The organism is Vibrio metoecus (genome assembly GCF_009665255.1).
Lineage (GTDB): Bacteria > Pseudomonadota > Gammaproteobacteria > Enterobacterales > Vibrionaceae > Vibrio > Vibrio metoecus_B.
The window spans coordinates 182,430-202,065 of the sequence record NZ_CP035687.1 but is presented as its reverse complement, the minus strand read 5'-3'; the positions used below and the strand labels follow the sequence as shown (position 1 = coordinate 202,065).

The window sequence follows — 19,636 nt, the reverse complement described above, 5'->3', positions numbered from 1 at the left end:
ATGCTCTGCATGTTTTTTAGTCAAGTCTACGTAAATTTGTTGTATTGGATGCAGTGAAACGGAGGCTCTAAATATGAAAAAAACAGTCATTGCTACCGCATTATTTACTGCATTGTGCAGCCATGCGGTGCTCGCTAATCAACCTGTAGTAGCGGGTTATTTTGCTGATTGGCAATACGCCAATTCAGCCAATCCCTACGTTGTAAAAGATATTCCAGCCGAGAACCTGACTCATGTGATCTACGCGTTTTTGAGCATGTGTGGCCCGCACAAAGGCGCGAATGAAACGGTGCAAAAACTGGTCGCCGAGCAGTGTAAAGGCAAACCAGATTTCACCGCCATTGTGGTGGATACGGAAGCGGCGTTGGAGAAAGACTTCGGCGCAGTCAAAGTGAAGGTGCCCTACAAAGGCCACTTTGCTCAGTTAGCACAGTTGAAAGTGGATCATCCACAACTGAAAATCTTGCCTTCCTTAGGTGGCTGGACCATGTCAGAGCCATTCCACGCAATGGCGAAAGATCCTAAATCGATCGAGCAGTTTGCCAAAACGGCGGCTCAGTTGATCGCGCAGTACGATTTCTTTGATGGTGTGGATCTCGATTGGGAATACCCCGGTGGTGGCGGCTTAACCACCTCACCTTGGAACCCGGAAACCAAGCTTAGCGATGAGCAAATGGCCGCAGAAAAAGCCGCATTCACCCACTTAGTGAAAACTCTGCGTGCGGAATTGGATGCGTTAGGCAAAACTAAACAGCGCGAATATGAACTTTCCACTGCGGTCGGTGTTGGTGCAAAAGCGGCGCAAATTGACTGGCCAGCCGCTGCACCGTATTTAACCAACATGTTTGCCATGACCTACGATTACCTTGGCGGATGGGGGCCACAAACGGGTCATGTCACCAATTTGCACGCCACCGAACGTAGTTGGTGGGGAATGGGCTCGGATGTGTTTATCAATCAGATGGTCGAGCTCGGCATTCCACGTGAAAAATTGGTGATCGGTGCGGCTTATTACGGTCGTGGCTGGCAAGGCACCAAAGATTATGACGGTGGTTTGCCCACTGCGGAGCTAAGCTCCGAGCAGGGAGCGCAGTTTGGTACGACTGAAAATGGTTACTTCATGTATTGGGATTTGATGAAGAACTATACGGCGCAGCAAGGCTATCAATACCATTATGACGAAGCCTCACACGCACCGTATTTGTGGAACCCAGAGGAAAAAGTCTTCATCAGTTTTGAAGATGAACGCTCGGTAGCCGCGAAAGCCAAATGGGCGAAAGAGCAAAAGCTCGGTGGTATTTTCACGTGGGAACTCTCTGGCGATCCTTCCGGTAAGCTGACTCAAACCATGTTTGAATCGATCAAATAATCTTGCTCGACACAAGATAAAGGCCACTTCAGTGGCCTTTATCTCCTTCCTACTTAAAGCTGCAGCGGTGTTGGCTGCGTTCACTCACCCCAATCACATAGTTTGTCTATGCTCATGGGGAGTCACTCACTTGCCGCCTACCTGCAACTCCAAGTAGTTTGGGTATATTATTTCTAATGTTTGTATGTTTAGACATTACTCAATCGGCAGATCTTGCCGTTGTCCCCATTCCGTCCACGAACCATCGTAAACAGAGAGGTTTTTGTAGCCGCACACATACGCCGCGAGCAGCACAATACATGCGGTCACGCCTGAGCCACAGCTAAACAGATATTCTTGGGCGGTGTCGGGCAACATATGAGTCAGTAGCGGGCGTAGCTCGGCTTGCTCTTTTAGCTTGTGACCAGTGATGAGTTCTGCAAAAGGCAAGCAGGATGAGCCTGGAATATGCCCACTGCGCACGCCGGGGCGAGGTTCTGGCACTTCACCGAAAAAGCGCGCTAATCCGCGAGCATCAATGGTTTGGCTATGTGGATTATCGATCTGTTTGAGAACATAACTCGCATCAACAAAGGCTTGTGGGTTGAGTTTGCCGTCAAAGTTCCCTTTTGTTGTGGGTTCACGATAGTTTTGAGTGACGTTGTAACCCTGAGCCTTCCATTCGGTCAATCCGCCATTGAGGATATACACCTTGTGGTGTCCCATGGCTTTGAACATCCACCATGCTCGGGGAGAGGCAAACGTGCCGCTGTTGTCGTACACCACAATAAAGGAATCTTGGTTGATACCCAGTTCGCGAGCGAGAGTATTAAAGCGCCCCTCAGAAGGCATCATGTGCGGCAAGGGCGAATCAGGGTCGCAAAAGACTTTGTCGTAATCAAAGCGCTGCGCATTAGGGATCTTGTTGACCCAATCTTTTTCAGACTCGGTCGGAATTTGAAATTCTATACTGCTATCGAGTAGCACCAAGTTAGGGTCGTGCAGATGTTGTTGCAGCCATTGCGCCGTGACGAGTGGGGAAGTCATTGTTATTCCTTATTTTTGTGATTACACAATACGTTGACCAATACGCCACAGAACATCACTCGGGTCAACCAAACAAAACTCCAGCATGCCCCAAGGTTGAGTGACGAGATCGGTCATTTTGCTTTCAAAACGCTCTTCGAGTTGCAAAGTTTTCACGTGATCAAACCAGCTTTGCGCATCTTCCACTAACAGATGCATCATAGTATTCCCTTGATGTGGGCGCTGATGGGTGTTTTGCAGTAAAAAAGCGCATTGACCTAAACGCAAATAAGCCACATCGCCAAATTCTGAAATCAGTTCAAAACCGAGGGATAAGTAAAACTGTTTGGAGGCAGTAAAGTCCTGAGCAGGAACAAAGGATTTGATTTCAAGCACATCGAGATTGGGCATAGCGACTCTCCTTAACACATCAACTGAGGTAACTGTAGCGACCTTTATGATGCTGAACCAGCGAGCCACCCACAGTTTTGGCGGCAGAAGAATGGCAACACCCCAAAATTGGAGCGTTGCCACACTCTATCTGTTCTAAAACATTTAGCTCGGTCACTCATGATGTATGACAGACAGGACACTGAGGAAGTTTCATCAGGTTCATTTCTCGCCATGTCATGCTCATCGCATCTAGAATCAAGATCTTACCTTGCTTAGGTGTGCCTAATTCAGTCAGCACCTTAATGGCTTCCATTGCTTGAACCGCACCAATAATGCCTACCACCGGAGCCATCACACCCGCTTCAACGCAACTGAGTGCCGATGAGCCGAATAGGGCGCTTAAGCATTGATAGCAAGGCTGCGCGGGATCTTGATACATAAACACGCTCACTTGGCCTTCCATGCGAATTGCTGCACCGGAAACCAGCGGTGTTTTGTGTTTATAGCAGAGGCGATTGAGCTGGTTACGCGTGTCGACATTATCGCAAGCATCCAGCACCAGATCGTGGCGTGCAATCAGCGCATCCAATTCGTCATCACTCAAACGTGCTTGGATCGTTTCAACTTGAAGATGCGGATTGAGTAGACGCAGTGAATCAGCCGCAGAATCCACTTTCGCGCGGCCAATATCCGCATCGTGGTGTAGCACTTGGCGCTGGAGGTTAGAGAGTTCAACCACATCATCATCAATTAAAGTGATGTGGCCGACCCCCGCCGTCGCGAGGTATTGGCTACTCGCACAGCCCAACCCACCTGCACCGAGGATCAGCACTGAGCTCTGCTTTAGCTTCTCTTGTCCTTCAAAATCAAACGCTTTGAGAATGATCTGTCGGTTGTAACGCAGCATTTCTGCATCGCTGAGAATATCCACCATCACTCCTAGTACAGGGTTGGGTTAAACAGTTGGATTTGAACCGTTTCGCCGACTTCCACGCGGCCACGTTCACGCTCAAGTACCACAAAGCAGTTAGCCAAGCTCATTGAGCGGAATGCGCCAGAGCTTTGGTTACCGGTGCTTTCCACCACGAATTGACCATTTTCAATGCGGTAAATGCCGCGTTGGAAATCCGTCCGTCCCGGTGCTTTTTTAAAGGGGCTACGCGTGATCGCCGGGATCGATTCTGGGGCTTGCCAAGCGCTGTGTCCCGCCAATTTGGCAAGCATAGGTTGCACCAGCACGTACATGGTCAGCACAGCTGAAACAGGGTTGCCCGGTAAACCGCAGAACCAAGCATCCTGCAATGCACCAAATGCAAAGGGTTTGCCCGGTTTGATCGCCAGTTTCCAAAAACCGATTTCGCCGAGTTCTTCCAAAATATCTTTGGTGTAATCGGCTTCACCCACGCTGACGCCACCGGATGTGACCACCACATCTGCCAAGCTTTGCGCTTGCTCAAACGTGGCTTTCAGTGTGGCAGGGCAATCTGGCACGATGCCGAGATCAATCGCTTCGCAGCCGAAGTTTTCAATCAAGGGTTTAATGCCGTAGCGGTTACTGTCGTAAATTTGTCCGGCTTGCAGCGGTTCACCGAGTGGTTTGAGCTCATCTCCGGTGGAGAAAAACGCCACTTTCGGTTTGCGATAGACAGTGACATGGCTAATGCCTAGTGTCGCAATCATCGGAATATCACGTGCGGTTAAGCGCGCGCCGCGTTCCAGCACCACATCGTTTTGGCGTATGTCATCACCCGTTGGGCGGATGTTGTCATTGAGTTTGACGTCATGCTGGCAAAACACCACACCCTCTTCGGTGATGGTTGTTTGTTCTTGCATGATCACCGCATCACAACCGGCAGGGATTTGTGCCCCGGTCATAATGCGCACACAAGTCATCGGTGGCCATTCAGCGTCAAAAGGCTGACCCGCAAAAGATTTTCCCGCTACGGGCAGCGGTTTTTGTTGTGCCAATTCTGCGCGACGGACGGCATAACCATCCATCGCTGAGTTATCAAACGGTGGAACATGAATCGGCGAAAGAATCGCTTCGGCAAGTACATAGCCCAGCGCTTCAGGCAGAGGCAAACGTAAAGTGGTTTGCACGGGTTGAATACGTGACAGCATTTTCTCAAGCGCATCTTCAATCGGCATTAAGCCGGGAGCATCGCAACAGCCCATCGGGAATGTCCTATGTTGTTGTTCTTTTGCGGCAAACTGTAGCACAGAATCCTTCTGCGATGCAGAATCCACGTGAATTTTGGGGTGTAATTGTCGCTAAATCCGAGTATTCTTGTCAGCCATCCGAAAGGGGTATTTAAGAGGTAGAGGAATGTCAGGTCTTAGCGAATCCGCGAAGTTGGTGAAAGATGCGCTAGAGCGCCGTGGGTTGGAAACACCAATGCAACCTAGTTTGGCGAGCCCAGCAGAGAAAAAGGATAAAATAGAACATCACATGCGTGAGATCCTCAACCTGCTCGGACTGGACTTAACGGATGACAGTTTGGAAGAAACCCCACAACGCATCGCTAAGATGTATGTGGATGAGATTTTCTCAGGGTTGGATTACGCCAACTTCCCCAAGATCACCGTTATCGAAAACAAGATGAAAGTGAGTGAGATGGTTAAAGTGAAAGACATCACACTGACCAGTACTTGTGAACACCACTTAGTCACCATCGATGGCTCGGCAGCGGTGGCGTATATTCCGCGCGGCAAAATCATCGGCTTATCGAAAATTAATCGCATTGTGCGCTTTTTTGCCCAGCGTCCGCAGGTGCAAGAGCGTATGACGCAGCAGATCTTAGTTGCGCTGCAAACGTTGCTTGAGTCGGATGATGTGGCAGTCACCATCGATGCGACTCACTATTGTGTGAAATCTCGCGGCGTGATGGATGCAACCAGCGTGACCACAACGACCGCTTTGGGTGGGATTTTCAAATCTAACCCTGCAACGCGTGCGGAATTCCTACACGGTTTGCGTTAATTCATTCTCTTAAAAGTGAATATGAATCAGCCCTCAAATTGAGGGCTGATTGCTTTTCGGGGATAGGACTAATTAAAACGTTATTTGAACAGTGCTAGATATTCACCGTAGCCTTGCGCTGCCATCTCGTGTTTTGGAATAAAACGCATCGCGGCGGAGTTCATGCAATAACGTAAACCGGTTGGAGCAGGGCCATCGTTAAACACATGGCCGAGGTGTGAATCGGCAAAGCGGCTACGCACTTCGGTACGCGTGTAGAACAGGCTATTGTCATCTTTAGTGACAATGTAACCTGAATTGAGCGGTTTAGTGAAGCTCGGCCAACCGGTTCCTGATTTGTACTTGTCGGTAGAAGAAAACAGCGGTTCACCCGATACAATATCAACGTAAATGCCATCTTCTTTATTGTCCCAATATTCATTATCGAATGGACGTTCTGTGCCTTCGTTCTGAGTCACCTTGTATTGCAAGCTGGTCAGTTTAGCGCGGATTTGATCATCTGATGGACGCACATAAGTTTTGACATTAGCTTGCCCATTTTTTTCATCAATCCACTGGCGAAGGGTTTTCGGATGCGTGTTTCGGTCAACGCCGAAAATCTCATCCAAATACTGATCGCGTCCTGATGCGTAGCGATAGTAGTTGTAACGGACTTTATTCTTCTTGTAGTAGTCCTGATGGTAGTCTTCTGCTGGCCAGAACTTTTTAAACTCAATCAACTCGGTTTTGAGTGGCTTTTTGAATATGCCGAGTTGATCAATCTCCATCATAAAACGTTTAGCCACTTCAAGTTGCTCGGCGTTGTGATAGAAAATCGCCGGGCGATATTGTTCACCTCTATCCACAAACGAGCCTTGATCATCGGTTGGGTCGATGTGTCGGAAGAAGTTATCCAGCACTTGTTCATAAGTGACGATCTTCGGGTCAAACGTCACTTGAATGACCTCGATGTGTCCCGTTTTACCCGATGAGACTTGCTTATAAGTCGGGTTATCGACATCTCCACCGGCATAACCTGAAATCACATCCACGACACCGGGAAGTTTCTCCATATCCGATTCTGTACACCAGAAGCAGCCACCAGCCAATGTCGCTTGCTGGTAATTGGCTGAAGCTGAGGCGATGGTACTGGGTTTGGTGTCCGCTTGGCTAAACAGAGAAAGGGTGAGTGCCAGCAAGGCGAACAGTGGCGCTCCCCAAGTAAAGAGTCGTTTCATGAGCATTTCCTTTTGGTTCTTTACAAAGTTATAGAAAAAGAACGGCAAACCGGATCAGAAATTTCAGCCTTGGAGATAACTTTTTGTCAGAGATAACTTTTTATTAGAGGAAACGTTTTTAGGAAAGAATCACCGTGCTGCTACTAAGAGAAGCACGGGAGTAAGTTGGAAAAGAATTAACTTAAGCCGACGATGTTGCCGTGCTGATCGATATCGAGCGCCATAAATGAAGGTTTTTCCGGTAAACCGGGCATGGTCATCACACTGCCACACAGGGCGTAGACAAATTCGGCGCCTGCACATAAACGCAGTTCGCGGATCGGTACGATAAAATCACGTGGCGCGCCTTTGATTGCGGGATCGGTAGAAATCGACAGCGGTGTTTTTGCCAAGCAAACCGCAAGATGATCAAAGCCTTGGGCTTGCAGTTTGGCTAATTGCTGCGCGGCTTTATCACTCAGTGCAATCTCGGCAGCGCCATAACCTTTTACCGCGACCGCTTTGAGTTTTTCATCCAATAGCATGCTTGAATGATAGAGCGGAGTGAATTTCGCTGGATGTTGACACTGCTGAACCACTTTTTCGGCAAGGAGTTGGGTACCTTCACCACCTTTGGCAAAGCCTTCTGAAATGGCTACGGATACACGGTTGGGTAGGGCTTCAATCAGCTTAACCAGTTGTTCCAGTTCTTCGGCACAATCTTGTGGGAAGCGGTTAATCGCTACCACGGCAGGCACACCATACTGGTTAACGTTATCAATATGCCATTTCAAGTTTGCAAAACCGGCTTGCAAAGCGGCGCTGTCTGGCGCGAATAGGGCATCCGGTACCGCTTGGCCGGGGCGTAAATCATACAGGCCTGAATTGGCTTTTAAACCGCGTAAGGTGGCGACAATCACCGCACAATCTGGGGTTTTACCAGAGGCTTTGGCTTTGATGTTGCACGCTTTCTCAAACCCCATATCGGAGCCAAAACCGCCTTCGGTCACTGTGTAGTCTGCCAAACGGGTAGCAATGTCATCGGCAATGATCGAGGAGTTACCGTGAGCGATGTTGGCAAACGGGCCGGCGTGGATCAGTGTTGGAACGCCTTCTAAAGTCTGCATCAAGGTCGGTTCAATGGCTTCCTTCATGCTGACTGCCATTGCGCCAGCCACTTTCAGATCTTCGGTGGTGACCGGATTACCGTCCAAATCATAAGCCAACACCACATTACCGATACGGCGACGCAAATCGCGTAGATCCGAGGCGAGAGCTAGAATCGCCATCAATTCGGAGGCGGCAGAGATATCGAAACCATCTTCGCGCTCATAACCATTAATATTTTTTCCGGGCTCATTGCGGCCGACCGTCACCATGCGCAGCGCGCGATCGTTATGATCCATCACGCGTTTCCATATGACCTGTTTGGGGTCAATGCGCAGCGCTGGCATGCCTGTGCGACGCTCAAAATCGTCATATCCGAGGCGCTGCTCGTGATAAATTCGCGCATCAATCGCAGCTGCAGCAAGGTTGTGCGCCGCAGTGACGGCATGAATATCACCGGTTAAATGCAGATTGAGCTCTTCCATCGGTGCAACTTGTGAATACCCGCCGCCCGCAGCGCCACCTTTTACCCCAAAAATCGGCCCCATCGAAGGCTGACGAATGCACGCCATGACCGAGTGATTAAGTTTGGCCAACCCTTGTGCTAAACCAATCGTGGTAACGGTTTTACCTTCACCCAATGGTGTTGGGGTAATCGCAGTGACCAGAATGAATTTACCTTTGGGCTTGTTGGCCAATCGCTCTAGACAATGCAGTGACACTTTTGCTTTATGCAGGCCGTGACTTTCATACTCGTCAGCGTGTAATCCTGCTTTCTGAGCAATGGCATCGATAGGCGCTAATGATGTAGCGCGGCAAATTTCAATATCTGGCAGCATAAAACCCTCATCTAGAGCGGTAAAAATGGTGAGGAAAACGTTTGCGCGCAAATCATAGCGATAAATTGTGGCTTGTAAAGATTCTTATGGAGTGAATTCTGCGAGCGATTGGGATTTTAGCGGATTGCTGATTTTGATCAATTGAAGCACGAGATTTTTACTCTCATTCGATGCATTAAAATGGAAAAAGGCGCTCAAGTGAGCGCCTTAGAAGGGGGAATCATCCAGAGTTATTTATCTTGCTGTGCTTTTAACAAATCACGAATTTCAGAAAGCAGTTCTTGATCTTTGGTTGGCGCAGGTGGGGCTTTAGGCGCTTCTTCTTCCTTACGCTTCAAGCTATTGATCGCTTTTAAACCCATGAAAATGGCGAACGCGATAATCGTAAAATCGACCACGGTTTGGATAAATTTGCCGTAGGCAATCACTACAGCAGGGGCATCACCTTGCGCGGCAAGTAACACGAAACTCAGATCGCTAAAATTCACACCGCCTAAAATAATACCGATTGGCGGCATAATGATATCGGCGACAAAAGACGACACTATTTTGCCAAACGCCGCACCAATGATGATACCGACTGCCATGTCGATTACATTGCCACGAGATGCAAAAGCCTTGAACTCTTTAAGTAAGCTCATTGGGTTTTCTCCAAACTGAATAAATAAATTGTTGAATTGAAGGTGACTGCGGTATCAGGAGAAGCCAACGTTTTTCTGCTACCGATTACGTTACCAAGGGTATAGCTCTGTTTGGTTGTTCGCAATCTCGTCATCCAGAAATTTTATATACCTAGCATTATTGATGCGGACGTTTCATTTATTGGACAAATCGCTGTACCCAAACGACCTTGAATTACAGCCAATACCGCTGCAGCTTAAAAGCATAGAAACAACTTGGGATATGTGGATTAGATGGGATAAACCAATAATGCCCACCTAAAGTGGGCATTGTTGTCGATTGAGTTGGCAAAACGCTAAGCTAGCTGCAGTAGTCGCTCAACCAATTTTTCAATACCGGAAGCGGCTTGGGAAATATTCTCTGCCAACATGTAGGCGGGGGTGGAAAGCACTTTATGTCTTTCATCAAATACGATGCCTTCCACTGGGCAATCCACGTGCTGGCCACCTAATTGGTTAAATGCGGCTGCGGTGCCGTGATCATTGCCAATCGTGCCTTGAGCGGCTTCGCCATAAATCATCGGTATGATGGTTGGGGCAATACAGATATAACCCGCAGGTTTTTGCGCATCCGCAAAAGCAAGACAAGCGGCAGCTACATCCGGGTTGATACTGCACTGTGCGCCTTTCACCGCAAAGTCGGTGAGATTTTTCGCGGCTCCAAACCCGCCTGGGAGCAAAAGTGCATCAAATTCATTCACATTGAGTGTGGCTACATCTTGGATTTTTCCGCGCGCAATGCGGGCAGATTCCACCAACACATTGCGTGTTTCTGGCATCTCTTCACCCGTGAGGTGGTTAATGACATGCATCTGCTGCACATTCGGCGCAAAGCAGTGCCAACTGGCTCCTTGTTTCTCGATGGCATGCAGCGCAAGCACCGATTCGTGGATCTCTGCTCCATCGAATACTCCACAGCCACTGAGAATAACCGCGACTTTCTTCATGACATTAATCCTCCATAGATTGCTTATGCGCCTTAGACGTGTCGGTGAGATGGTCTTGAGCCATCGAGGAAGGAGTGTCATGCTCCGTGCCATCTTCTGCCGCTGAATACTCTTCCTGCTCGGGGTAATGTTTGACCACAAACGGGATCAACATCACTGCTGACGGGAAAAAACGCTTCATAACCACTCCTTCTGCCGTTCAATGTATCGCTTCACGGCTCTTTATAAAAAGAAATGTCGGGCTACTTTTTGCGCTAAGTCACCGAATCTGTCTATTCCTCATTCGAATTTGGCCTTTTGACCTTGTGCTCACATTTAGCTATCCCAATAAGGCTGATTATTTCCTAGCTTTTGCTGCAAGAAATCGATGAAAGCTCGAACCTTATAAGGTAGGTGTTTACGTTCAGGAAAAACGGCATAGACCGCATGGACTGGCAGAGAATAGTGTGTCATTACCGATTGGAGTGCTCCACCAGCCAGATCTTTGCTGACCAGAAAAGTCGGCAGTTGAGCAATACCTAACCCTGCAAGTGAGGCTCTGCGAATCGCTTCACTGTTATTCACCGTTAGATTGCCTTTGGGGATGACTTTGACCTCTTGCTGTTGATGGTGAAAGGTCCATTCATTGCCGCCGCGAAAATAAGTATAAACAAGGCAGTTATGCTCAAGGAGATCGGCAGGTTTTTCAGGTTCGCCATAACGCGCTAAGTATTCAGGTGAAGCACAAAGAACACTTTTACAAGTCACAAGGCGTTTCGCAACAAGGTTCGATGTGGGTAGGTGTCCTATCCGAATGGCGAGATCAAAGCCACCTTCAATCAGATCAACCATTTGGTCTTCCAGTTGCAAATCTATTTCTACCTTAGGATAAATAGAGATGAAGTCAGCAATGATGGGCGCGATGTGTAGAACGCCAAAAGACATAGGCGCGGTAATTTTTAGTTTGCCTTGTGGTTCACCTTGCAATTCGGTGACAGCATCCATTCCTTGTCGGGCGTAACTCAGTGCTTGTGAAACATGGTAGTAATAACGTTCCCCCGCTTCAGTTAAGCTTAATTTTCGTGTTGTACGATTGATCAACCGAATCCCTAAATCATCTTCAAGCTGAGAAAGCCTTTTACTGACCGCCGATTTGGTGATTTTGAGTTTTTTGGCTGCAAGAGAGAAGCTGCCACATTCGACAACTGCAACAAAAACAGGAATAGAAGAAAAAGTTGTCAGCATAATGATTGTTGAATAGAGAAAAACAAAAAGTTTCCATAATCGGAGATTATCATCAATTAAAAAACAATCTACACTGTCAGCCTGATTTTAAGGAGATCATCATGAAGTACGATTGGATCTTATTTGACGCTGACGAGACCTTGTTTCATTTCGATGCTTTTAAAGGCATGCAGCTGATGTTCGCGCGCAAAGGCGTGGATTTTACCGAACAAGATTTTCACCAATACCAAGAAGTGAATAAACCGCTGTGGGTGGATTACCAAAACGGCGATATTACTGCCGCGCAGCTCAAACATACGCGCTTTTCTGGTTGGGCTGAAAAGCTCAATACCACCACTGACGAGCTTAATAGTGCATTTTTACAAGCCATGGCGGATATTTGCACCTTGCTACCGGGAGCGATGGAGTTGATGCAAGCGCTACAAGGTAAAGCGCGTTTGGGCATTATCACCAACGGTTTTACAGAACTACAAGATGTTCGGCTGGCTAAAACCGGCATGACTGACTTTTTTGATCAGATTGTGATTTCTGAAGAAGTCGGGATTGCTAAACCCGATGCTGGCATTTTTGCCCACGCACTAGAGCGTATGGGGAACCCAGCCAAAAGCCGAGTGCTGATGGTCGGGGATAATCCACATTCTGACATTCTTGGTGGCTTGAATTTTGGCATCGAAACTTGCTGGCTTAATGTTCATCAGCACCCGAAACCAGATGGCATTACGCCACATTATGAAGTGGTTTCACTGCATGAGCTGAGAGAGATTTTGTTGGCCTAAGATTGCCAGATGACTTCGTTTTTGCAGGTCAATCTCTTGTATCGATAAAAAAGGCGGGATCCTATCCCGCCTCAGTTTTTCCACTTATGCTTTTATTTGAGCTTGTAAGCTTAAGCGGTCATCAATCACCATGCTGTTTTCTAATTCATGCACTGTGGCAATACGACAGCGCTTCTCTGGCGCGAGTTTTTCATACTCGGTGAGGTAGATGTCACTATGAATGTGTTCCGCCATCATTTTCACCATTAAGTGATTGTTAGAAAAAAGCCCTTGTGTCTCTTCTCGGTTAGAGAACATCATGGCTTGTTTCATATCCACCACCAACATAAAACGGTGTGAAGGGTAGCGCTGTTCCTCATTGTCGGAGCGAGAGTAGTGCTCGATTTTCGGATGAGGCAGACTTAACCGATTGAAAGAGAAAACAATCACTCGCACACCGCGTTCAATGGCTTGGCACATTTCATCCGCGATAAGGTCAAGATGAAAATCAGTATTGAGATAGACCTCGATTTGCGCCAAGTTCAGCATTTCTCGTGCTTTTTGTAACAGGTTTTCAAACCCGGACACGTTGTAAATAAATTCTTTCTCTTCCTGAAGCATCATCCGTGAGAGTTCTTTTTTCAGGATCTGAATGTTTTCTATGGTTTTTTTCTCAATCTGGCTAAAAATCAAATCGGGTGATTTCGCTTCGTATTCTTTCGTCTCTCCATCAGACATAAAAATGCAGCCATTCTTATACAAGTTATCAATCGACGAATAGACAGATGAGCGAGAAAGTGAAATATCTTTGGCAATTTTATAACCGCTGGCGCGGCCATTTTTGAGTAAATTGATATAAACCAAGGCATCGGTTTTGGTAAAGCCAAAGTCCATCAGTTTTGTTACCAGCTCGGTCACGGGGGTTCCTCGGTAATGATTCACACGAATTTTCCTGTCAAGGTTACCACTCATCATGAGGTGAATGTAGGGAGTTGTGCACAATTTACGGTGTACATCGAGACTGAGCCCTTAGCAAAATCGTATCCTTCATTATTAAGACACTCGATTTTGGGTAGGGCTTCAGATAGACAGTAGCGACTTAAGGCGCTTCTTAGAGTTAAGGCTAAATCAGGGTGTTGGATTAGACCGCCACTTAAGATGAGCAGCTTGGGTTTGAAGTGAATGATCGCATCGGATAGAGCGCGAGCGAGCTGATCAATCCAGATGCGATAGATACGGGTTGACCATGCTTGGTTTTGATCAACATTTTGGATAATTTCGCTCGCGGTGCAATGTTGTAAAGAGAGCTGATGATATTGGCGCTCAAGCCCTTTGCTCGATAAGTATTGACGAATGCACTCATCACTACCGCAAGTACAAAGGGGCGTCAGCCCATCAATTAAGCTTTGATATCCCTTCAGTGGCTTATGTGCCCAGCTTAAATCGAGCACGTGGCGATAGGGATCGTTTGGATTGAGTTGATCAGTTACGTACAACTCGCAGCCATCGTCTAATACGGCACTTAAGGTATTGCCTTGAGGTAGCGGCTGTATTTGCGCTAGCGCAATGACAGCCGGATTTAAGATTTGATAGGGAACGGTAAGGTGCGTTGATAACCACTGAGACAGCGTTTCTTTAGCCTTAGGTAATGCCCCTTGCCAGCAGTCAGGCATCAAATTAATGCCTATTAGCGTTAAGGTTCCAAACATGCGTTGCATGTTAAGAGCCACGTTCGTTATAAGCTCCGCGGTTTGCTGCATGTTGGTGGGGGAAATTAACTGGCCGTGATAGAGAGGCTGCCCACCGTCATCGATGAGCATGCTCCATATCCACTCGGAATCAACAGAAAATCCTAATTTCATAACACTTGTAAGGTCTGAAGATCCCGCACTTCAAAGCCAAATGCAGGAAGAGTGAGTTCGTTGCCATTCACGGTGCACACTGCTTCTCTATCGCTATTATTGATCACCACTTGCAGTGAGCCTTTACGGAAGGCAACGACATGAGGATGTGCTACATCAATCCATTCTAGATAGGGGTAGTTACATTCCGGATAGGCTCGGCGAAGCTGGATAAGCTTCTGTATAAAAGATTTAAATTCAATATCTTGCTGATCCTCGTCCCAAACCATGCATTTTCGGTTCAGTTCTAAGCCAATTCCTTTTTGTCCATCCATACCAATTTCGCCACCATAGTAGATACAGGGAGCTCCGACTTGCGTGAACATGAACAGATAAGCCAGTTTCGCTTTGCGTTTATCACCGCCACACAAACTAATCAGGCGCGTCGTGTCGTGACTTTCCAGCAAATTAAACATCGCTTCGTTTACATTGCGTGGATAAGCAAGGTAAGAATGGGTAACTGAGTGGATAAAGCGTGTCTTATCATCAGTACCCAGCGCAAAAAAGTCTGTGATCGCTTGTGTGAGCGGGTAATTCATCAGCGAATCGTATTGATCTCCACGCAACCAAGGCATGCCTTCGTGCCATATTTCGCCCAATATGTAGCAGTCAGGTTTTATGCCTTTGACTAAACGGCGGAAATCGCGCCAAAAGTCGTGATCAACTTCATTTGCCACGTCCAGTCGCCATCCATCGATATCAAACTCTTCGATCCAATGGCGGGCTACATCCAAAAGGTAAGCACGACATTCAGGATTTTCGGTATTCAACTTGGGCATTTCGGCTACGTTGGCAAACGTTTCATAATGGAGGTTACTAAAATCCCACTCGGATTTAGGTTTATCCGGATACACAGGGAATTGTTTGATCCAGAACCAGTCGGCGTAGCGAGACTCAGCCCCTTTTTCTACCACGTCCAACCATAGTGGTGACTGGTGGCCAATATGGTTGAATACCGCATCTAACATCACTTTCATCCCGCGACGATGAGCCTCTTGCACCAAAGCGCGAAACGCCTCATTACCGCCAAAATGTGGATCGACGTTGTAGTAATCAATCGTGTCATATTTATGGTTAGCATTAGCCGTAAAAATAGGGCAAAAATAGAGTCCGTTGACACCAAGATCTTGTAAGTAATCCAATTTTTCAATAACGCCCCATAGATCACCGCCCATAAAATTGTGACGGGTTGGCGTGCTTCCCCAAGGCTCAACTTGTGGTGGTGAAATCTCTGGCCGTCCATTGTGAAAACGTTCAGGGAAAATTTGGTACCAGATGGTGTTGCGTACCCATTCTGGTGTTTTTAAAACGTCTTTGGGGTTGATGTAAGGAAAGCAAAAAAAGTTGCTTAAATTGCTCAGCTCAATATCTGCTTGTCGCTTGTTCTGAATATCCACACAGCGTTTTTCACCAAACAGCAGTTTTTCCCCTTCTTTACCATGCAGGATAAAACCGTAACGGCTACGCTTTTTCGGTGGAACAAAGGAAGCAAACCAATGGTCATGATGTTCACTTTGGCCTTCTAAATACATGGGTACTTCGGTACCACCAATCCAGCCATGGGCGTCACTTCCTCCTAAGTTGCCGCCGTCTAATCCGCCTTTCGCCCAGATATAGGGGTCGCCAATCCATAACGTTACGCGGTCGACTTCGCCTTTAGCACTGCGAAAGCGAATATGCAGTGTATTATTGTCGTAAGCATAGCTGTCTGCGCTTTTTGCCAAGTGAGTTAATGAGCTTCTTGTAATCATACGAGTTCCTGATAATTATTCTTTTACTGCGCCACTGACTAAGCCAGTGGTGATGTGTTTTTGTGTGATAACAAACAATAGAGTGATCGGCACTGCGACCAGTAACGAGCCTGCGGCGAAGAGAGTGAAGTTTTCCGCTGAGTTGGATGTGATCCAACTGAAGATGCCGATAGCGAGAGTCATCTTCTCTTCGCTGCGTAAAATTAGCGTCGGCAGGATAAAATCCATCCAAGGCCCGGTAAAAGAGACCAAAGCAACAAACACTAAAATTGGTTTAGCCAGCGGTAAAATGATCTCAAGGAAAATGGTCATATGCCCAGCACCATCGATTTTGGCCGCTTCATCTAGAGAAGTGGGAATGGCATCAAAATAGCCTTTCACCAGCCAAGTCATAAATGGCAGAGAGCCTGTGACATAAACGAATAGCAAGCCGATATAGGTATCGATTAAGCCCATTTTTGACAACAGAATGTAAATCGCCGTCATCGATAAAAAAGCGGGAAACATTTGCAACACCAAAATGCTCATCAACACGTTGCGTTTACCTTGAAAGCGGTAACGTGAGAAGACAAAGGCCGTCATGGTGACCACCACCAGTGAGATCAACATGTTGGCGGTAGCAAGTAAGAAGGTGTTCTTGTACCACTCTAAATACGGCGTATCGGTAAACAGAGCTTTGTAATGGTCGAGCGTAAAAGCGAACTCACCAAATGAGGAGCTGAAGAGGTTATTGCCCGGCTTAAAGGAGGCTAAAACCGTCCACAACACGGGTCCTAAAACGAGGATGGCATTGATGGTGAGAAACAAATAGACGATAGCAGTCGCGAGTTTAGTCAGTAGTTTATCCATGGTTACATTCCTACATCGTCTTTAAAGGATTTCATACGGCGGAATTGCCAGATAGCGATTACCGACAAGAACAAAAAGATCACAATCGAAATCACGGAGGCGATTTGGTACTGCTGGAAGTCCAAGGTTAATTTATAAATCCAAGTGATCAGAATGTCGGTATGGCCTGCAAATCGGTATTCTGGATTGATTGGACCGCCTTCGGTGAGCAAAAATATCGCACCGAAATTATTGAAGTTGTGGGCAAAGGTCATCACTAGCGATGGCGCGACTTGATGTAAGACCATCGGCAGCGTGATTTCACGAAATTGTTGAAATTTACTGGCACCATCGACTTCGCTTGCTTCGTACAAATCGCGGGGAATATTGGTTAAGGCGCCAGAGATCAATAGCATAAAGTAGGGCGCACCAACCCAGACACTGACCGCAATGACCGTTAACTTGGCTAAGTACGGATCAGAGAGGAAAGCAACTGACTCAAATCCCCACGCATTGAGCGTCGCGTTCACAGGCCCAATACCGTTGAGCAGTAAACGGAACATCAGTAGCGTAACAAACGCGGGAATGGCATAAGGCAAGATAAACACAAAACGCCAAAGCTTCTTTGCTTTGATGTTGCGATTTTCCAGCGCCAACGCAAGGATAAAGCCAAAACCACAAGTACAAATGGTCGCTGCAATCGCCCAGATAACCGTCCACGTCGCTACACCTACAAAAGTACTCGACCAGATCTTTAGCTCAAATAGGGTAAGAAAGTTTTTAAAACCGACCCAATCGACCAGATTTTTCGGCGGAATATGATGCGGCGCAGAGTAGTTGGTGAATGAGACCAACACGGTGATCGCAATCGGCATGATGATGAAAGCGATACTGGCAATGAATGCTGGCGATAAAACAATAAAGGCGAATTTTTCGTCGTAGATTGCTTTAAGTTGCTGACGTACAGTCAATCGGCATGGTTCACATGTTTGCGCATGACGAACGTTCATCACGTAAGCGATGATAACTAAGAAGAGGAACAGTAGGGCGATAACCCCTTCCACCAACATAAAGATGGAGTTATCCCCTTGGATCACTTTAAAACCCTGACGAGTCTGGGCTACATCTCCCAGTGATATTAAGCCTTTGAGTGCGGTAGCTAAATCGGGCAGGTAGAGAATAAACAGGCATTGAATGGCGAAGAAAACTCCGCCAGTAATCCAATGTTTATGCGCCAATTGTGTTGAGCCCATGACAATCCAGGATACCGACACATTGGGTGCTTTGAAGGTTTGCGACAACAACATAGTTACTCCTGAAACGCGATCTGCTCTTCAATGATCGCTTTGGCATGATCAAGAACCTGTTTTGGTGTTTGATCATTGACCCACATGGCTGTGATGGCACTCGCCATCGGTGACCACAAGTAGCCCATTTCAGGAATCGATGGCATAGCGTCAGAATGGAAACCTTGAGCGATAATTGCGTAGGTGGCTTCATCCGCATTGACAATGATTTTTTCCATCAAGCTCTGTACTGGTGGAATCGATTTGGTCATTTGATAGCGTTTCATCAGCATCTTTTCGGAAGAGAGATAATTCGCAAATAGTTGAGCGGCTTTTGGGTATTCACTGTATGAGGAAACCACCGCTAGACGTACTGTCGAGAATGTTCGGGGCTGTTTACCTTCAAAAGTTGGGATTGGAACGACACCATAGTTGACACCACTGTTGTCATAGCCTTGAATCGCCCAAGGGCCATCAATAATCGCGGCCACTTTCCCCTCACCAAACAGACCACGGCGTACTTGTGGGTTACGCATATCAACAGGGTTCGAGTTATTCGCGGCTTTGAGCGTTTTCATTGCACTCATACCCTGTTGTGCTAGCGATGAATCGATACCAAGATCTTTGGCATCAGTTCCGCCTTTGCCAAATTCATACGCACCATACAGAGTCAAGAACATACGTGATTCATAGTAATTCTGGATATCCCACAGCAGAGCGTATTTGTTTTCTTTGGCGTTATTAAAACCTTTCCCAAACTCCATGATTTCTTCAAAGGTTGCCGGGGCTTTAGGGAGCAAATCTTTGTTGTAAAACAACGCTAAAGTCGCATAGCTCACAGGGAATCCGTAATAGTTACCAGCATATTGAGCGGCTGCGTTAGCGTTGGGTAAAAACGTGGATTGAATATGCTCTGCGGATACTAGGTTTTCCATCGCGCCACCTGCGACAACCAGTTTGCCAAGTAAATCGTGTTCGATTTCTGCAATATCAGCGACTCGGGCAGATCCGCCGTCTTGAATCATGCGAGAGGCTGCATCAATCGGGGCTAATCCACGAAATGAAAATTTCACCTTGTAACCAAAATCTTGGTTAAACGATTCCGCCGCATACTTCATGTAATCCAGAGTCGTAGTATCAGTCCAGATCAAAAGATCGGAATCAGGTTCTGGCTGAATATCTTGAGCGTAGATAGCCGTTGGCAGACTCACAAACGTGGCAAGTAGCGCTGTTGTTATCCATGTCTTTTTCATTGTGACGACCTTGTAGTAGTTCATAATATACTACTAGGTTAAGTGTGCGGTATTTTAAGTCAACCACTCTCAGTCTAACTTTGATTTCAAGTGTGATGTTCATCAATAAAAACCTGTCATTA

19 protein-coding genes are annotated in these 19,636 nt (G+C 47.0%); 3 read left to right on the top strand and 16 right to left on the bottom strand.

What is annotated here, in order from left to right; all coding sequences use genetic code 11:
- The first annotated feature begins 73 nt into the window (after window positions 1-73).
- Window positions 74-1,369, top strand: coding sequence for a glycoside hydrolase family 18 protein (locus EPB59_RS14475; protein ID WP_154173457.1), 1,296 nt, complete (start codon window positions 74-76; stop codon window positions 1,367-1,369).
- 195 nt (window positions 1,370-1,564) lie between these two features.
- Here the strand turns inward: EPB59_RS14475 and sseA are convergent, their stop codons facing one another.
- The 4 genes from sseA to moeA form a co-directional block, all read right to left on the bottom strand.
- Entirely contained in the window at window positions 1,565-2,395 is an 831-nt protein-coding gene (sseA, locus tag EPB59_RS14470; protein WP_154173455.1) for a 3-mercaptopyruvate sulfurtransferase, read from the bottom strand.
- A gap of 21 nt (window positions 2,396-2,416) precedes the next feature.
- Window positions 2,417-2,785 carry a VOC family protein gene (locus EPB59_RS14465; protein WP_154173453.1) on the bottom strand — a complete coding sequence of 123 codons (369 nt, stop codon included), beginning with the start codon at window positions 2,783-2,785 and terminating at the stop codon, window positions 2,417-2,419.
- Window positions 2,786-2,942: 157 nt separating this feature from the next.
- Window positions 2,943-3,698, bottom strand: coding sequence for a molybdopterin-synthase adenylyltransferase MoeB (moeB, locus tag EPB59_RS14460; protein WP_195707160.1), 756 nt, complete (start codon window positions 3,696-3,698; stop codon window positions 2,943-2,945).
- 8 nt (window positions 3,699-3,706) lie between these two features.
- Window positions 3,707-4,942, bottom strand: a complete 1,236-nt coding sequence (gene moeA / locus EPB59_RS14455) for a molybdopterin molybdotransferase MoeA (RefSeq protein ID WP_148515722.1) — start codon at window positions 4,940-4,942, stop codon at window positions 3,707-3,709.
- Window positions 4,943-5,093: 151 nt separating this feature from the next.
- Here moeA and folE point away from each other — a divergent pair, with 151 nt between their 5' ends.
- Window positions 5,094-5,747, top strand: coding sequence for a GTP cyclohydrolase I FolE (gene folE / locus EPB59_RS14450; RefSeq protein WP_033929320.1), 654 nt, complete (start codon window positions 5,094-5,096; stop codon window positions 5,745-5,747).
- Between the two features lie 80 nt (window positions 5,748-5,827).
- Here folE and msrB read toward each other — a convergent pair whose 3' ends face one another.
- The 6 genes from msrB to EPB59_RS14420 all read right to left on the bottom strand — a co-directional run bounded on the left by msrB (window position 5,828) and on the right by EPB59_RS14420 (window position 11,740).
- The gene (gene msrB, locus EPB59_RS14445) at window positions 5,828-6,964 is read right to left on the bottom strand and encodes a peptide-methionine (R)-S-oxide reductase MsrB (RefSeq protein ID WP_195707159.1); all 1,137 of its coding nucleotides are present in this window, start codon (window positions 6,962-6,964) and stop codon (window positions 5,828-5,830) included.
- A 176-nt stretch (window positions 6,965-7,140) separates the two neighbouring features.
- Window positions 7,141-8,889, bottom strand: coding sequence for a formate--tetrahydrofolate ligase (locus EPB59_RS14440; RefSeq protein WP_154173447.1), 1,749 nt, complete (start codon window positions 8,887-8,889; stop codon window positions 7,141-7,143).
- Between the two features lie 230 nt (window positions 8,890-9,119).
- The gene (mscL, locus tag EPB59_RS14435) at window positions 9,120-9,530 is read right to left on the bottom strand and encodes a large-conductance mechanosensitive channel protein MscL (protein ID WP_000054763.1); all 411 of its coding nucleotides are present in this window, start codon (window positions 9,528-9,530) and stop codon (window positions 9,120-9,122) included.
- Window positions 9,531-9,865: 335 nt separating this feature from the next.
- Window positions 9,866-10,516 carry an isoprenoid biosynthesis glyoxalase ElbB gene (gene elbB / locus EPB59_RS14430; RefSeq protein WP_000754779.1) on the bottom strand — a complete coding sequence of 217 codons (651 nt, stop codon included), beginning with the start codon at window positions 10,514-10,516 and terminating at the stop codon, window positions 9,866-9,868.
- A gap of 4 nt (window positions 10,517-10,520) precedes the next feature.
- The gene (locus tag EPB59_RS14425; protein ID WP_195707158.1) at window positions 10,521-10,697 is read right to left on the bottom strand and encodes a hypothetical protein; all 177 of its coding nucleotides are present in this window, start codon (window positions 10,695-10,697) and stop codon (window positions 10,521-10,523) included.
- 134 nt (window positions 10,698-10,831) lie between these two features.
- Window positions 10,832-11,740, bottom strand: a complete 909-nt coding sequence (locus EPB59_RS14420; RefSeq protein WP_000958247.1) for a LysR family transcriptional regulator — start codon at window positions 11,738-11,740, stop codon at window positions 10,832-10,834.
- Window positions 11,741-11,841: 101 nt separating this feature from the next.
- On the opposite strand from EPB59_RS14420, the gene yjjG reads away from it, so the two are divergent.
- Complete coding sequence (gene yjjG, locus EPB59_RS14415; RefSeq protein ID WP_055049887.1) at window positions 11,842-12,516, top strand: pyrimidine 5'-nucleotidase; 675 nt, start codon at window positions 11,842-11,844, stop codon at window positions 12,514-12,516.
- A gap of 84 nt (window positions 12,517-12,600) precedes the next feature.
- On the opposite strand, the gene EPB59_RS14410 is transcribed toward yjjG, so the two are convergent.
- The 6 genes from EPB59_RS14410 to EPB59_RS14385 are packed head-to-tail and all read right to left on the bottom strand — an operon-like array spanning window position 12,601 to window position 19,514.
- Window positions 12,601-13,413: a TrmB family transcriptional regulator gene (locus tag EPB59_RS14410; RefSeq protein WP_000138029.1), complete on the bottom strand. Its 813-nt coding sequence runs from the start codon at window positions 13,411-13,413 to the stop codon at window positions 12,601-12,603.
- 53 nt (window positions 13,414-13,466) lie between these two features.
- Window positions 13,467-14,315: an ROK family protein gene (locus tag EPB59_RS14405; protein WP_154173443.1), complete on the bottom strand. Its 849-nt coding sequence runs from the start codon at window positions 14,313-14,315 to the stop codon at window positions 13,467-13,469.
- A gap of 38 nt (window positions 14,316-14,353) precedes the next feature.
- Window positions 14,354-16,147, bottom strand: a complete 1,794-nt coding sequence (locus EPB59_RS14400) for a glycoside hydrolase family 13 protein (protein ID WP_154173441.1) — start codon at window positions 16,145-16,147, stop codon at window positions 14,354-14,356.
- 15 nt (window positions 16,148-16,162) lie between these two features.
- Complete coding sequence (locus EPB59_RS14395; protein WP_000359543.1) at window positions 16,163-16,996, bottom strand: sugar ABC transporter permease; 834 nt, start codon at window positions 16,994-16,996, stop codon at window positions 16,163-16,165.
- A 2-nt stretch (window positions 16,997-16,998) separates the two neighbouring features.
- A complete protein-coding gene (locus tag EPB59_RS14390) occupies window positions 16,999-18,282 on the bottom strand; it encodes a carbohydrate ABC transporter permease (protein ID WP_154173439.1) in 1,284 nt (427 codons plus the stop codon).
- Window positions 18,283-18,284: 2 nt separating this feature from the next.
- The gene (locus EPB59_RS14385) at window positions 18,285-19,514 is read right to left on the bottom strand and encodes a maltose ABC transporter substrate-binding protein (RefSeq protein ID WP_154173437.1); all 1,230 of its coding nucleotides are present in this window, start codon (window positions 19,512-19,514) and stop codon (window positions 18,285-18,287) included.
- Window positions 19,515-19,636: the final 122 nt, after the last annotated feature.